Annotated in this window: 12 protein-coding genes; 2 read left to right on the top strand and 10 right to left on the bottom strand. The window is 37.1% G+C overall.

What is annotated here, in order from left to right; translation table 11 throughout:
- Positions 1-69 precede the first annotated feature (69 nt).
- Both FD50_RS05065 and FD50_RS05060 read left to right on the top strand, forming a co-directional pair.
- Positions 70-831, top strand: coding sequence for a DeoR/GlpR family DNA-binding transcription regulator (locus FD50_RS05065; RefSeq protein WP_054756835.1), 762 nt, complete (start codon positions 70-72; stop codon positions 829-831).
- On the top strand, positions 828-1,820 hold the full coding sequence (locus FD50_RS05060; protein WP_056960660.1) for a 1-phosphofructokinase family hexose kinase: 993 nt from the start codon (positions 828-830) through the stop codon (positions 1,818-1,820). The genes FD50_RS05065 and FD50_RS05060 overlap by 4 nt, the downstream gene beginning before the upstream one ends.
- A gap of 612 nt (positions 1,821-2,432) precedes the next feature.
- Here FD50_RS05060 and FD50_RS05055 read toward each other — a convergent pair.
- The 10 genes from FD50_RS05055 to FD50_RS05005 form a co-directional block, all read right to left on the bottom strand.
- Positions 2,433-3,251 (bottom strand): hypothetical protein, encoded by an 819-nt coding sequence (locus FD50_RS05055; protein WP_056960659.1) that lies wholly within the window; start codon positions 3,249-3,251, stop codon positions 2,433-2,435.
- Between the two features lie 190 nt (positions 3,252-3,441).
- Positions 3,442-4,308: an ATP-grasp fold amidoligase family protein gene (locus FD50_RS05050; protein ID WP_056960658.1), complete on the bottom strand. Its 867-nt coding sequence runs from the start codon at positions 4,306-4,308 to the stop codon at positions 3,442-3,444.
- 23 nt (positions 4,309-4,331) lie between these two features.
- A complete protein-coding gene (locus tag FD50_RS05045; RefSeq protein ID WP_056960657.1) occupies positions 4,332-5,753 on the bottom strand; it encodes an oligosaccharide flippase family protein in 1,422 nt (473 codons plus the stop codon).
- A gap of 302 nt (positions 5,754-6,055) precedes the next feature.
- Positions 6,056-7,234 (bottom strand): EpsG family protein, encoded by a 1,179-nt coding sequence (locus FD50_RS05040; RefSeq protein WP_056960656.1) that lies wholly within the window; start codon positions 7,232-7,234, stop codon positions 6,056-6,058.
- 269 nt (positions 7,235-7,503) lie between these two features.
- Positions 7,504-8,526, bottom strand: a complete 1,023-nt coding sequence (locus FD50_RS05030; RefSeq protein WP_054756807.1) for a glycosyltransferase family 2 protein — start codon at positions 8,524-8,526, stop codon at positions 7,504-7,506.
- Between the two features lie 66 nt (positions 8,527-8,592).
- Complete coding sequence (locus FD50_RS05025) at positions 8,593-9,711, bottom strand: glycosyltransferase (protein ID WP_056960655.1); 1,119 nt, start codon at positions 9,709-9,711, stop codon at positions 8,593-8,595.
- A 3-nt stretch (positions 9,712-9,714) separates the two neighbouring features.
- Positions 9,715-10,731 (bottom strand): glycosyltransferase family 2 protein, encoded by a 1,017-nt coding sequence (locus tag FD50_RS05020; RefSeq protein ID WP_056960654.1) that lies wholly within the window; start codon positions 10,729-10,731, stop codon positions 9,715-9,717.
- Positions 10,732-10,798: 67 nt separating this feature from the next.
- Positions 10,799-11,908 (bottom strand): glycosyltransferase, encoded by a 1,110-nt coding sequence (locus FD50_RS05015; RefSeq protein WP_056960653.1) that lies wholly within the window; start codon positions 11,906-11,908, stop codon positions 10,799-10,801.
- Positions 11,909-11,928: 20 nt separating this feature from the next.
- The gene (locus FD50_RS05010; RefSeq protein WP_056960652.1) at positions 11,929-12,756 is read right to left on the bottom strand and encodes a glycosyltransferase; all 828 of its coding nucleotides are present in this window, start codon (positions 12,754-12,756) and stop codon (positions 11,929-11,931) included.
- 229 nt (positions 12,757-12,985) lie between these two features.
- A complete protein-coding gene (locus tag FD50_RS05005; protein WP_235803442.1) occupies positions 12,986-14,374 on the bottom strand; it encodes an exopolysaccharide biosynthesis polyprenyl glycosylphosphotransferase in 1,389 nt (462 codons plus the stop codon).
- Positions 14,375-14,389: the final 15 nt, after the last annotated feature.

The raw sequence follows: 14,389 nt of genomic DNA, 5'->3' as shown, positions 1-14,389 counted from the left end.
AAACAAGTAGAACATACTTGAACATTTTGATTTTGCATAATATAATTAACAGAAGTTAGAGGTGATTAGATGCTTAAACAAGATAGACAAAAAAAGATAATAAATTTACTTAGTTCATCCAGTACAGGACATTTGGCAACTACTACTATAGCGAAACAACTTGGAGTTGCCGCAATGACAATCCGTAGAGACTTAAAAGAATTATCAGAAAATGGGCTTCTCATCAGAGTCTATGGAGGTGCAAGTTTAGTAACTGAAAGAACTACAACTGAAAAACGTGAATTACAAAAAAAGCCTAAACTCGAAATTGGGCATAAAATAGCTGATCTCATAAATCCAAAGATGACCATTTATCTTGGTGCTGGAACCACTATTTTTGCAAGCTTAAACTTCCTACCTAAAGATGACATGGTTCAATACATCACCAATTCGGATTTGGCATTTCGTTATTTAGTTAATAAGGATATAGATGTTGTCCTCACTGGAGGGTCATACCATAAAACTACTAATGAATTTATTGGACCTGTTGCAGAAAACTCTTTGAGAAATTATGTATTTGATATTGCTTTTATTAGTACCAATGGTATCTGGGAAAATAACGTTACAACTTCCCATTTATCCGAAGGAAATGTTCAACAATCCGCAATTTCAAGATCTAAAAAAGTCTATGTTGTATGTGACCATACAAAATTCGGTAAAGCGGATCGATTTAGTTTTTTATCACTTGATGATGTTGACGGTATAATTACTGATTCAGAGATATCTAGCGAAAATTTAAACCATTATAAGCAATTTTCAAATGTCATTGTCGGAAAGAAGGAACATAAATGATATTAACTATTACAACTAATCCATCTCTTGATATTATCTATCGTACTGAAGAATTCACGATAGGGGCAACTAATCGTGAAATAAGCCATCAAAAAGTAGTAGGCGGCAAGGGGATCAACGCAGCACGTGTTGCTTCAATTTTATTTGGGTCAGAAGCAAACAAAGTAATAGCCGCTGGTTTTGCAGGAATTACAAATTTCAGTATCCTAGAAAAAGAACTAAAACAATATGGTCTAATAGATAAATTTATCCAAACACCAGGAGAGACACGTTTCTGTTATCAAATTTACGATAAACGTAATAAAAAGACTGAGTTAAACGAACTTGGAATACCTGTCCCATATAAATCTTTTAATCTATTTCTGCAACAATTAGACCATTTGAAAAACTTAACTGCCATTTCAATAAATGGTTCAATTGCTCCAGGGCTTCCTAAAAATGCATATTCCACATTAATCAAAAAATTACGCTCAATTGCACCCAATGCTAAAATTATTTTAGATACATCCGGATCAGCTTTGTGTTCAACACTAGAAGGATCTAGCCAACCCGATATCATTAAGCCAAATAATGATGAACTATCTGATTTTCTCGGGTATAAAGTAACTGAAGATCCCACATCAGCTTTATATGCCCTGCAGGATAAACGTTTAAAAAAAATACCTACAGTAGTTGCTTCTTTAGGAGCGACTGGAGCAGTTGTTAAAGTGCACCTTAAAAATCCTTCTTTTTATTTTGTTAAAACACATTCTTTATCCGCCATAAATACTCAAGGCGCTGGTGATTCTACGGTAGCCGGCATGCTTTATGCAATTGATCAAGGCTTTAATGATTTACAAGTAATAAAATATGGAATGGCCGCTGGGATGGCTAACGTTATAGAACAGAAGACGGGTTATGTGCAATCTAAAAATGTAATCTCTTATGTGAATGACAGATCAAAAATTAGTATCATAAAGTTAAAAAGTCCTGATGAACTAGTTTATTGATCCTCTGTTTTTGTACGCAATGTGATCTAGTTCATTGCTCCATATGATAAGTTTTAATTGGTCATTTTCAAATCGCACCATTAGTCTTCTCCTTGTTTACTCTTCATTGGTTATGAAGCACGCTCTTAAAAATGACAAATAAAAAGCCGTGGCTTCTCTCGCCCCGACCTCAATCTTCCTTATTTAAAAGAAAAAGAACCTCTTCTTCCGCTTCTCCTCTATTCGTGAATACCCCTTTGCCATAACTGGCAGACCATTCAAGAGATCTTCGGCATTTTGTTCGAACTAATCTCTTTTTCTCGTTATGCATTTTAATAGTGCTGCCTTTAAAGTTTTCGATATCTCGTTTTTCATTAATAAGTGCCCATTGTTTAAACTGGGTTGCGTATCACCCCCATCTCCCTGCAACCCTTTGAGTTACATTTACATACCTACCCTTTTCAAAATTGCGTAATTTATTATTGATAAAATCAGCATTTTACCGCCCAAAAACACCCACGTAAAAACGTGCGCAATTAAAGCTTAATACACTTCATAAAGTATTAAACTTGATGAATAGTGTGGCAAAATTAACTGTATTATTCGCAGAATCGAAAGGACAAAGAAAAATGATTAATCAAATTTAACAAATTTAATACTGTTTTCATTACAAGAGACAAAGTCTAAGAGGTAAATTACATTAGCACTTGTAGCATTTTTAATAATAACAAGATTACTCTTTCGCACAATTCTAAACGCATTTTCAAAATCTATATCAATTAAATACGGTCCCATTATTCCCTCGGACACACGAAATTTTATATCTTCCAATGGCTTACCAAAGATTCTCCAGTAATCCTTTACCTCAACGTTATCAACAACAATAATCTTTTTAAACCCCTCATTATTAATGATAAGGGGCTCTTGGTAGTTAAACAAAGGAATCTTACCATTATCTTTGTATCTTAAAATATTATCTTCTGAAAATAATGAAAGTATATAATTAAAATCTACATTAAAAATTTCTTCCTTTAAATGGTCTATGAACTCATTTCCTAATGATGTTGCCGTTATATTTTCCACTGGTAAAGGAAAAGGTACATTAATATCATATTTCTTCAACGAATATTCTAATACCTTTCTTTGACCAAAGTTTCCTTGAAATCCCTTTCTAGGATTAGGATTGTAAGTATACGCTACTAACCCCGTATTATCTTGAACAAATTTCCCACGAAAATATGCTTCAATCTTAGTATATTTTTTATCTTTTTTTGAAAACATTTCAGAAAATAAATTTTGAGTTTCTAAATCGTCCAACTTCAACGTATCTAATTCATTAGTATTTTTTAAAAAATCCCCTATTTTTTTACTTATTGCCGTCAAGGCTAAAATTCCCTCTATTATGGATAATTTAACACAAATTAATAATAATATATTGTACGTAAAATCCAACTATAAGCTCATTTAAGACACTCTAGAGAATATAATGAGGCACGCAGTGACTATACCTACAGCCCCTGACAAAAAACCAAAAACTCTAATCCCAACCTCTTCTTAATTTTAATTTGTAAGCCGTCAGTTCAAGTTTTAAAATTCAAACACACCAGCAAACTTGCAGCAATATACCTAGAAACACCGAATGCTATAATACTAAGTGCTTGCTCAAAAGAGGATCTAACTCGCCATCTATATCCTCATCCATCCCAGCTGAAGGTGAGAATGTCAATTCACCGAAAACCAGCTTGTTGTTTGCAATGTAGAAATCAGTTCTAACAAACTTGAAATCCTCAGATAAAGTATGCGCCGCTTTCAACATTTGGTCTAAGTATACTGGCTTGGGGATATTAAAATTTTTGGGTGCCTGTCTTCCATCAATATTCACCCTTAAAAAATTCCACTGCTTGTCATAATAATAAAATCTGGTGTGGCCCTGCTGCCTATCCAAACAAACCATTACATAATAAGGGATCCCGTTAAAGCAATACACTTTATAGTCGCAGACGCCTGCTTGGTTGTCGCCTTTCAATAATTTTTCAACGATTATTTTAGGTTTGATTTTACTATAATGCAGCTCCGCAGTATCTAAAAAATATTTTCGTCGTTTTAAAGAATTCAATTTCGCTTTTATCTTCTCAATATCTGTACCTTTGTGGCAGATAAGCGTACTGCCACAGTCATTATTTAATTTAACTACATACTCATCTGGTAGTGTGTCAAAATTGATTTCATCAGGGGTATCACAGACTTGATAAACCTCATTTAAAAGGTCTCCCAATCCCTTTTCACGCACATAATCCCGCACTTTTACTTTATCAGCACATCTGATTACTAACGCGTTGTTCGGATAATCATATAGCTTTAACCAGCATATTTTTTCATTGAAGGTTTTTGGATTTTTCAAGTTGACTTTGCTTTTCAAAACATGTTGAAACGAAAGCTTAACATTCCACTCCGGATGAACAAGCGACAAGAATCTTAACCCGTTTTGATACAAATCATATCTTAACATAGCATTAACATCTCCTTAAAAATTTATTTTCTAAAAACACTTCTTATAATATTAATTAAAGGATTTATTTTTAAAAACGACGTCAACGTACCATAAACTAGTATCCCGATAAACACTTGGATAAGAGTAGTTGTAATCGTGGGTGGAAAATTATAAGTTAAAAAGCAAATTATTAAACTCATAACGATTCCTGAAAAAAAATATCCAGCGATCCTTCTCTTATAAAAGCTAAAAGACGTTTCCATAAACAGGTACCGTAACCGTAAATAAGCAACCGCGATCTCAGACAAGAGTGAGGCAATAATGGCTCCCCAGATTTTAAAAATTGGAATTAATAGCAAGTTAGCAGCCACTCCAATCCCAGCCCCAACAAAAACCGAAAAATTAAACTTTCCAATTTCATTCTTAGGCATTAAATACTGACGCATAATGGAAGTCCCCAGCGGAATTATTATTACTAGCGGAGCTAAAACTGGGACTGTATAAGTTAGATATAAGAAGGACTTTCCAAAAAACCAGGGAATCAACTTGTTATTTATCGCGACTAAACCAAACATTGCTGGAATGGATAAAAATAACTGGATGTGAAATGTTTGTTCAATTACACTAATCATTTTTGCAATCTTATTTGATTCAAATAAATACGTTAACCGCGGCAGCAAAACTGTGTCCAGCGTCGTAATAATTGTTACAATCATGGTTAAGAGCTGCATACTGTTACTGTATAATCCCACTACACTAACGCTGACGATCAATCCAAGAAAGGTCTTGCTCATTGTAGTATATAAAGAAATCGCCAGGTTCCCATAAAAATAATTAACTGCTGGTTTAAAATGTGAAAAGCTTTGTTTCAACGTGACCTTGCTCAAATGAGTCTTGCCTTTTAAAAAGAAAAACATCACCAGATTAGAAAGAACAAGGCTAACCGCTTGGATCAAAAAATATTTAAATAAATCAGCGGCAGAATTAACAAAGAAGACGATCAAAAAAAATGAAATGATTTTAATAATCAGATTGCTTAAAGTTACGACCTTAAAATCTTCAATTCCGGCAAAGAACCAGGAAATATCAAACATACAGGCTATGATCGCTAGACCGGAAATCAGAAAATAAATTTGATAGCGCTTAATTAACAATACAAACAAAATAAACACGATTGCCACGAAAAATGCCACAATAACGTTAAACTGGAGTAATTCTGAAAATTTCCTTGAGAGTAGCTGCTTATCTTCTCGCACCGAAGCTATTTCTCTGATCCCATAGTTAGCTAAACCTAACGCTGCAACAAGGGTAAAGTAAGTTATGATTGAATTTACGTAATTATAAATTCCGATTCCCCGAACCCCTAAAGCATTAGAAACAATGGGAATTGTTATGAGCGGTAGGATTATTAATAATAACTGATAGGTTGCTTGGTACATAAAGTTCTTAAAGACTTTTTTCAAAATATATCCCCCAGACAAACAGCTATTTCACATAACAACAAGAACAAATCCTAAAAAAAGCTTGTTGGAGCATCCACTAATCTGTTCAACATTTTCGTGGGATTTAGTTCAAATTAATCATTTTTATCTTGCATTGTGAACTTATATTACCCATAATTGCGAAATTTATATGTAAAACAGATTACTTCAATATAATAACACATAATTTTTAGAGCGACGTGCAAATGCATCTACCTAGCTTAAAAAGAGATTATGCTCTACTATATCTACCACTAAATGAAATTAATGTGCGCCTCATCATTTTATAGCAAGGAAAACCAGCTTTTCGCAATTGCGACCATCAATCCCGCAATATTAATCTGAAAACTTAAGAATGCTATCTGCCATAAGAAACCAAAGATTCCAATCATAATCAAGCCAACTGCAAATGATGTTCTGAACTTTTCTGTTATACGCCTAAAGTTAATGTTGACTATCAAAAGCGGCATAAAAATTTCTACAAACATCCCATAGCGATCAATCAACGGGGTTGGTGAAAAATAGCTTAAGATTGCAAGTGCAGAAACAGTGGTTAAAAACCGGCGAAAAGTTCTATCCAAGGGAGCCTGCTGCCTTTTAAGAATCGTTATCAAAACCAGCGTTAACAACATCAACAACAGCAAAAATAAACTGTTTACTTGGTAATAAAAACTAGACCGGGCATATCCCGCAAAACCGCCGCCACTCGAGCCAAAGCCGTAGGTACTGATTTTATCGCTGGTTGTACTCGTAACGTTAGAATACAGCGCCACACAAATTAATACTCCTCCCGCCAGAACACTGAGTACACAGCGCCACAGTGATCTGGAGGAAAAGATCCCCACCAAGACTCTGCAGATGATAATTGGCAATACCGCAACATGCATTGAGAGCGCCATAACGTAAAATAACAGGGTGACCGCTCCGTTTTTGTGGAGATCCAGATCTCTAAAAATTGCAACGGCTAATAAGGCATTAGCCATTGGATTGCGAACACTAGTCAGCACCCAGCCGAATGAAATTATGAGTAAGCCAAAAATAATGGCCGCTTCTTTTTTTACTGAGTGTATCCCTTGCCACCGAGTTCTCTGTAGATACGTCGTTACAATGTACATGTAGCACAGATAAAAAACGGTAACAATAAATCCTGTAAATAAATTATTATTATGTAATTTTCCAAAAAACGCCAGCATAAACTGTTGCAGCACAAAAATGTTTTTCTCACTGACAGCTTCATCCCATAAATAGCTATAGTTAGCGTTCTCATAATTAGGAAACCAGCTGAAGTACTGCCCTAGGTCAGCATTCGCATTCGTCAGTTCAATACTGTATCCCAGAAAGAAAAAAACCATGGCAGTTGCTACAATTACACCCCACTTACTGCTGCGACTGCTTTTACAAAAGGATTCAATCATAGAAAGCAACCATAGGATTGGATTAATCAAAAACATTATGAAAGGCATTAGTTAACTCCTTTATCTGCACCCGTCTCACATTGACACCCCAACTTTGGCGGTATAAATACCAGCCCTAACGGCAGGTACAGCTAATGATGAAGATAAAAAAGATAAAACAAAACAGCACAAAACGCGGGTTGCGCTTCCTGAATTTGCTTCTTGAATTTATAGTAGCGCTTTTCAAATTTCTTTACTACTATAAGCTCATTTGCTTTGGCAGTATAAACAAAGCCCCATCTGGATTTATCCCTTGCAAAAAAGACCAGTTACTCTCGCTACATTGACTTGGAATCTATGCTGTACAATAAGCCGTCTAATTTACTTTGGAGATACAGTCTTGCTTTTACATATAGAATCAAGAAATTGTACTGACCCTTATACAGAAGTAACCAGCTAATGCTTGGCTTAAACTTTGCCTTTCCAAGTTCGGTAAATGCTTGAGACGCACATATTTTCCTTAGCTCTTTTATCTTATCCCTTCTGGGAAGCCCACAGGCGATTATATGTCTGGACACATCTAGAAAAATATTGCGGTGTAACAGTGCAATCAGTGCTGGTTCATCTAGGCCAAATTTGTTTAACAACGCCTGCAGCATAAAAAGCTCCTCACTTTTTAACTGCAAGCTGTTTTCCCTGTATCTACTAGTAGAAGAACCATTTCTATCTTGAACATAGTAGTACAAACATTCACTGGAAAGATACACGCTTTCGACCTTCTCATAGACTGCGAGATTGAAGCGCACATCCTGTCCCATAGAGGCATTTCCAAAAAACAGCTTATTTTCTATCAGGAATTGCCGACTGTACACTTTATTCCAGACAGTGTAGAGCATCTCAGTCTTGAACAGGGACGCAAAGCTTTTTCGAAAAGAAGCCTTGCTCAGCACTCGACTGGTACTAAATGCTTTTTTGCCCTTTTTATTCGTAACGTAATCAACATCCCAGTAACCAAAGATACATAAAGCGGTCCGCTTTTCAAGCATCTTTAAAATTTCTGCAACTGTATTTATAGTAAGGTAATCATCCGGATCAACGAAGTAGAGATATGTGCCACGCGCAGACTCAATTCCAGTATTCCTAGCTCTTCCAGATCCTGCATTTTTTTGGTGGATTGTTTTTACGTTTTTATACAGTTCACTATAATTATCACACATCTGTGGACTGCGATCCCTCGAACCGTCATCCACCAAGATGAGTTCTGTGTCATTTCGAGTACGAATTTGTTCAACAATCGAAGTCACACACTTTTCAAGGTACTCCGCTACATTATAAACTGGGATAATAATAGATAATTTCATTTGCTTTTCCCCTTCATCAGCAGATTGAGTGTCTTGTTACAATTAATCGCAACTGTTCTAACTGAATTATTTAAATCCGCTTAGCAACCTTGCTTGAAACTCAGCAGCAACCTCAGTATTGTCATATCCATTTTCCTTAATTACTTCAGCATACGAACTTCGCTTTTCTAAGTCTCTAAGTTTCAAGTCACTAATAATCTGCCCGCTCCACTTGTCAGCTCCTAATTCTAAAGGCATTTTTTTGACCAGCGGCGTTTGTCTTACCTCATCTTGAAAAGCGTCTGAAACGTAGCACGGTAACCCTGCACACTGTGCCTCTAACACTGACATCCCAAAGCCTTCAAAAACAGAAGGGGCAATCATCAGATCCATCGCCTGCATTAAGCTGGCGGTGTCATGCCGTGCTCCCAGAAACAGGACTTTCTCGCCAAGACCATACTGATGGACTCTTTGTCTTAACAGAGGTTCTTGTACACCTGTTCCAACCAGCATTAAGACAGCCTGTTTTTCAACTTCACAGATCTTATGAAAAACATCTACGAGAAAAAGCAGGTTTTTTTGCGGTCCAAATCGTGCTACACTTCCAATTACCAGCCTATTCTCCAAGCTCAGTTTATGGCGAGCTGCTTGACGTGTTTTCTCAGAATACTTAAAAGCCGCAGTCTCAATAGCATCGGCAATTACCCTGAATTTTCGATGCGGAAACATCCATTCCCCGGCACTTTGGCTGCATGCCAGCCTGACACACTTTTGCCGATTGACATATGGTTTGTGTAAGCGATCGAGCAGCTTAGCCACGAATAACCCTTTTTCGATGTTATCGTTGTGCGCATGAATAATAGGAATAGTCCGCGCCACACCGTAAGTTGCCGTAATTCCCAGAATGTTGCTGAGTGAGTTAAGGTTACTGTAAGTGTAACGATACTTTCCAGAAGCCACGATTCTGTTAAGCGCTCTTTTGTTCCCCAAGTAATTTTCTTTACGACTGGGAATCTTGAAGACGCTTCCCCCCAGCCTTTTAATCTCATCCCCGAAGGCAATGTCTTCTTTGCCACACCAGTCAATAAAATCAAACTGGACCTTATTCCTATCAATCTTTCGATATAAATTCATAACATACGCTTCAATCCCACCTGGATTAGGTGTCATACCGATTTGCAAAACATAAACTTTCTGTGAATTCATACTTCACTTCCTTCCCCAAAACACATGCGCATATTTTTTGACATGCAGCAAAACAGGAAAAAGGTGGTATTTTAAGGCACTTAATTTTATCCTCTGACGCATGTAGTCCATATCTTTTTTAGCGGTTTTCCGGTGCAATTGTTCCAAGACCGCGACTAATTTCTCTATCGACTGTGAACTAGCTGAACGAGGACGTGGTATTTTATTTTTGGAAATAGTTTTCCAACCATGCATCCGAATTAGCAGCATAAAGATTAAGTTGAATTGCAGCTTTCGCAATTCCGGCAGCACTGCTTTAAAGTTATGTTCAATATAATTATCCATCTCGACTAGCGTCTTTAACATGTCATCAATGTCTTTTGCATCATGAACGTGCGTAATTGAGGTACTTCTCTGATTGTAAAAATAAAGACGCTTTGCAGAAAAATACAGTAGACCAGCTGCCCCAAAGACTTGATAAGTAGTCGCAACATCTTCAAAGTTGCGCCCTTGAGGAAACGTAATCTCATTTTGAGTATAAAGTTCTCGTTTAGCGATAAACCGCCACACATAACTGCCAAAGGACCCTTTAAAAAGATGAAGAAGCGCTTCAACACTATTAACCTTTCCTAATTTCGGGTTCACATATGCAGATTCTACCTTCTGATTGCTGTAAACTTCATAATAGCTAAAAGCAACTACCTTAGTTTCAAAACGTTCGAAGAGACTCAACACTTCAAACACAAGATTGTAATCAAGCCAATCATCCGAGTCAACGAAATAAACATATTCCCCGTGCGCTTTTTTTAATCCATGATTCCGCGCAGCAGATAATCCTAGATTGGGTTCGTCTACTAACATAAATCTGTGGTCTGTGATGCAGAACTGCTCACAGATTTCCCGGCTATTATCGGTAGAACCATCGTTAACCAAGATTACTTCTAAGTTTGCATAAGTTTGTTTCTGAATACTGCTTAAACACTTTCTTAAGTAGGTCCCGACGTTATAGACCGGAACAATAATAGAAACAACTTCTTTCAAGTTCCCAGAACCTCCTTCCCCCAAAACAGAGCTTCACGAAAAAGCTTCCAAAGTGCGCTAGCTCCCCTCAAAAAGACTTTTGCAGGTACAGTTGCTCCCATTTTTTAGCTTCAACAACCGCAGCATAACCGCCAGCAGTTACCAGCTTTTCCCCCACTGAGCGTTTGCTTTGCTGACTTGCAAGAAACGTGATCCGCTCAACCCATTCATCTGTACGATTGAGACTTAAAAAATCAGCTAAGCCAACATTTGTCTCAGTTGTAACGCGATCACTGATTAAAGTAGGTAACCCGGAACATTGCGCCTCAATTGCGGCCACGGGTAAGCCCTCGTATAAAGAGGGCAATAAAAAAATATCCATGGCATCATAGTACATCTCCAAATCAGATCTTTGACCCGCGAAAATTATTTTCTCAAAGAGACCCAGTTCTGTAGCAAGTTCTTTCAACTTTTGAAGCATCGGCCCTTCACCCAGAAAAATTAAGCGCGTGTCGCTTCTTTTGACAAGCAGTGCTTTCAACAAGTTTAAAGAGAAAATTTGATTTTTTTCTCTGGCCAATCTGCCAACTTGACCTAAAAGCAACGTTTTTGCATCTAAATTTAATTTTTTTCTAACTGTATTTCTTTTTTTCTCGTCAAATTTATACTTAGCTGTATCAATTGCGTTATTCAGGACACTGTATTTTTTTTTGCCAAAAATAGCTGCGCCAGCCTTTTGGGAACAAGCTACTCTAATAGTTGGCTCCCCAGCAAGACCACTGCTAAACAAGTGGTTTCTAATTGCTTTAATCTTAGTCGACCCCCACATACTATTATGCGAGTGCATTATAATAGTAGGTACTCCAAGGTGTTTCGCAGCTCTTAGTCCCACACCCCAAGGGGAAGTAGCATGGTAATGAATAGCAGCATATCTTCCCGAAGCTAACAGCTCCTTCACAAAAGCGTATACCGCCAAAATATCCATCTTCTTATTGTTATCTAAGAAATAAACTCTACCGCCAAGCTCATTTATCTCATTTTCAAAATTCGCCCCACCATCCTTGGTACAGGCAAAGTCGAATTGAACCTTGCTTCTGTCTATTTGCCGGTAAATATTCATAATAACGTGCATCCTGCCGTTATTTTTTCGGATTGTATCCGGCAACTGAAGAACTCGAATTTGTTTAACCCTTTCCAAAATAGATCTCCTTTATATCGCTAATTTCTTAATGCTTTATAAACAAATTTCATTATCTTAGGTGGACACAACCTAACAATGACTCTTGTAAAAAAATTCCCCAAAAAGATGGTTGGTCCGATAAAATGTTCTGCCAAAATTTTCCTTTGAAAATTAAATTCTTCACGAAAATATTTCCATCCGGTCCTTTTCGTGTAAAAGTTCTTCCCGGTTCTTGCTAGTACCATTACTTTAGGTAAATTAACAATTTGATAACCCCTTGCCAAAACTCTCAGCCACAAAAAATAATCCTCAAAATGAAGCATTTTAACATAGCCCCCACATTTAGAAATGACACTTTTTCTAAACATAACACTCATGTGATTCAGCGGATTACGTCTTTTAGAAAAGCGCCCAATCGCAACAGCCTCAAGCGGAACCTTCCGAATCTCCAACTTTTTGATAACACCATTAGCTTCATAAAATTCTTGGATATATGCGCCCACCACCGCAACGTTTTGATGAGCCTGTAAATACTTGTACTGTCCCTCCATTCGCGTAAAGAGATTAAGATCGTCACTATCTGCTCTGGCAACAATCTCACAACTGCATTTTTTTAATCCTTTGTCTAATGCTTGTCCCAAATCATATGTCTTTTCCAATTTAACTATCGTGATTTCAAATTCAGCTTTTGCTATAAATTCATCGATGACTTTCATTAACCGCTCTGGTAAATAACCGTCTTCAACCAAGACGACTTGTCTAGGCAATAAAGTCTGCTCTAAAATACTTTTCAAAGCCTTTCGGAAAAATGCAGGCTGTTCCTGCCCATATACGGATAACAAAATACTGTACTCCCCATAAAGCATTTTTAGTCCCCCCTTTAATGCAACTACTCTTCCTTAGCCCTAGTTCAATTCTCACAAGATCTAGAGTTCAAATGCACCACTTAATGTGAGCCTTACAGTCATGCCAAGTTAGTGAAAGCCCTTTCTAAAATTGGAACATCGATTCCTTTGTTTTCTTTTTTAAAGCATCGCCTAATCAATTAAGTTCCACCTGCATCAAGCAGGTTGCCCCAAGAAGATTGTTTTATTGCTAGTTTTTACTGATTTTTTCGGCAGTTGTGCTTTCCTCAGATACTCCTTCGGTACTTTCAGACATAAACAAAATTTTAATTGTTGCAAAGATGATTTTTAAATCTGCCAAAAGACTTGGTTTAGCAATATACATTAGGTCCATTTCCAATTTATTGTACGGAGTTGTATTGTATTTCCCATAGACTTGTGCATAACCGGTAAGCCCAGCTTTAGCTTGCAGCCTTAAAGCAAATTCAGGCAATGTTTTCTCATATTGCCTTGCAATCTCCGGCCGCTCTGGTCGTGGACCCACCACACTCATATCACCCTTAATGATATTAAGTAGCTGTGGTAATTCATCAAGTCTGACTTTACGCAGGAATTTGCCAACAGGAGTAATTCTGGTGTCCTTATCACCGGTGCTCAAGCGTGCAATCCCATCTTTTTCAGCATCAACTCGCATTGAACGGAATTTTAAAACATTAAATTTTTTGCCATCCTTTGTCAGCCGACATTGCTTGTAAAAAATTGGTCCCTGATCTGTACTTTTAATAGCCAAGGCAACTAGCAAAAAGACGGGTAATGTCAGTATGAACAGCACACCTGCAGCACAAAAATCGAATAACCGCTTAATTATGATATATTCAGGTTTGGGATTGTAACGTGCTATTTTTAGAATCGGCAAGTGCAGGATATGCATTTTCTCAGCACCGCTCATCATAACATCGCCGATACGAGGAAGAATGTAGACTGATATGTCCTGAGCAACACATTCTTTTATTATTTGATTGCGCACGTGGCTATGAATATTAATCAAAAAAACCGCATCAATCTGTTCAAACTTCGAAGTCACATTTTCTCCCAGTTCTTGCACCGTAACATTTTTTTTGACTGAAAAAATGTTTTTTAATTCGTGCTTAGCTACCATGCTGCCTATCTCTGAATGTTTATCATAAATCACTAATGTCTTCTTAATTGGAAAGAGCCTGATATAGATTCGTCGTGCAAATAAACTCCAAATAAAGGAAAGACCTACCTGCACTAATAAGCAGCTAATTAATGGTATTGCACTAACAATGCGCCGACTTAAAACAGCGATGATTAGATACATAATACAATTCGTGGCAATTAAGGAGAGGCATTGGCTGTACACCAATTCTGAAAATTTTAAAATGTCAACTGCAAAAGCATCGTAGGTTCTTCCATAAAGAAAGTAAACCAACATAAATGTAACTAAGATTAAAAGATTTCCCCGATCGTAAAAAGGGGCGATCACTTTGTCAGCGTAGAAGCTGTACCAGACATATCCAAAACTTAAGGTCATCAATAATAAATTCCCGATCTTCATTGCCCTAAAAGCTGTATTTGCGATGAATCCGCTAGAGTTACTCTTAATCTTCCCACTCAAAACGTGATCCCCCCT

This window comes from Liquorilactobacillus satsumensis DSM 16230 = JCM 12392, from assembly GCF_001435195.1.
Lineage (GTDB): Bacteria > Bacillota > Bacilli > Lactobacillales > Lactobacillaceae > Liquorilactobacillus > Liquorilactobacillus satsumensis.
The sequence above is the reverse complement of the archived record's forward strand: the minus strand, read 5'-3'. Positions and strand labels throughout refer to the sequence as shown.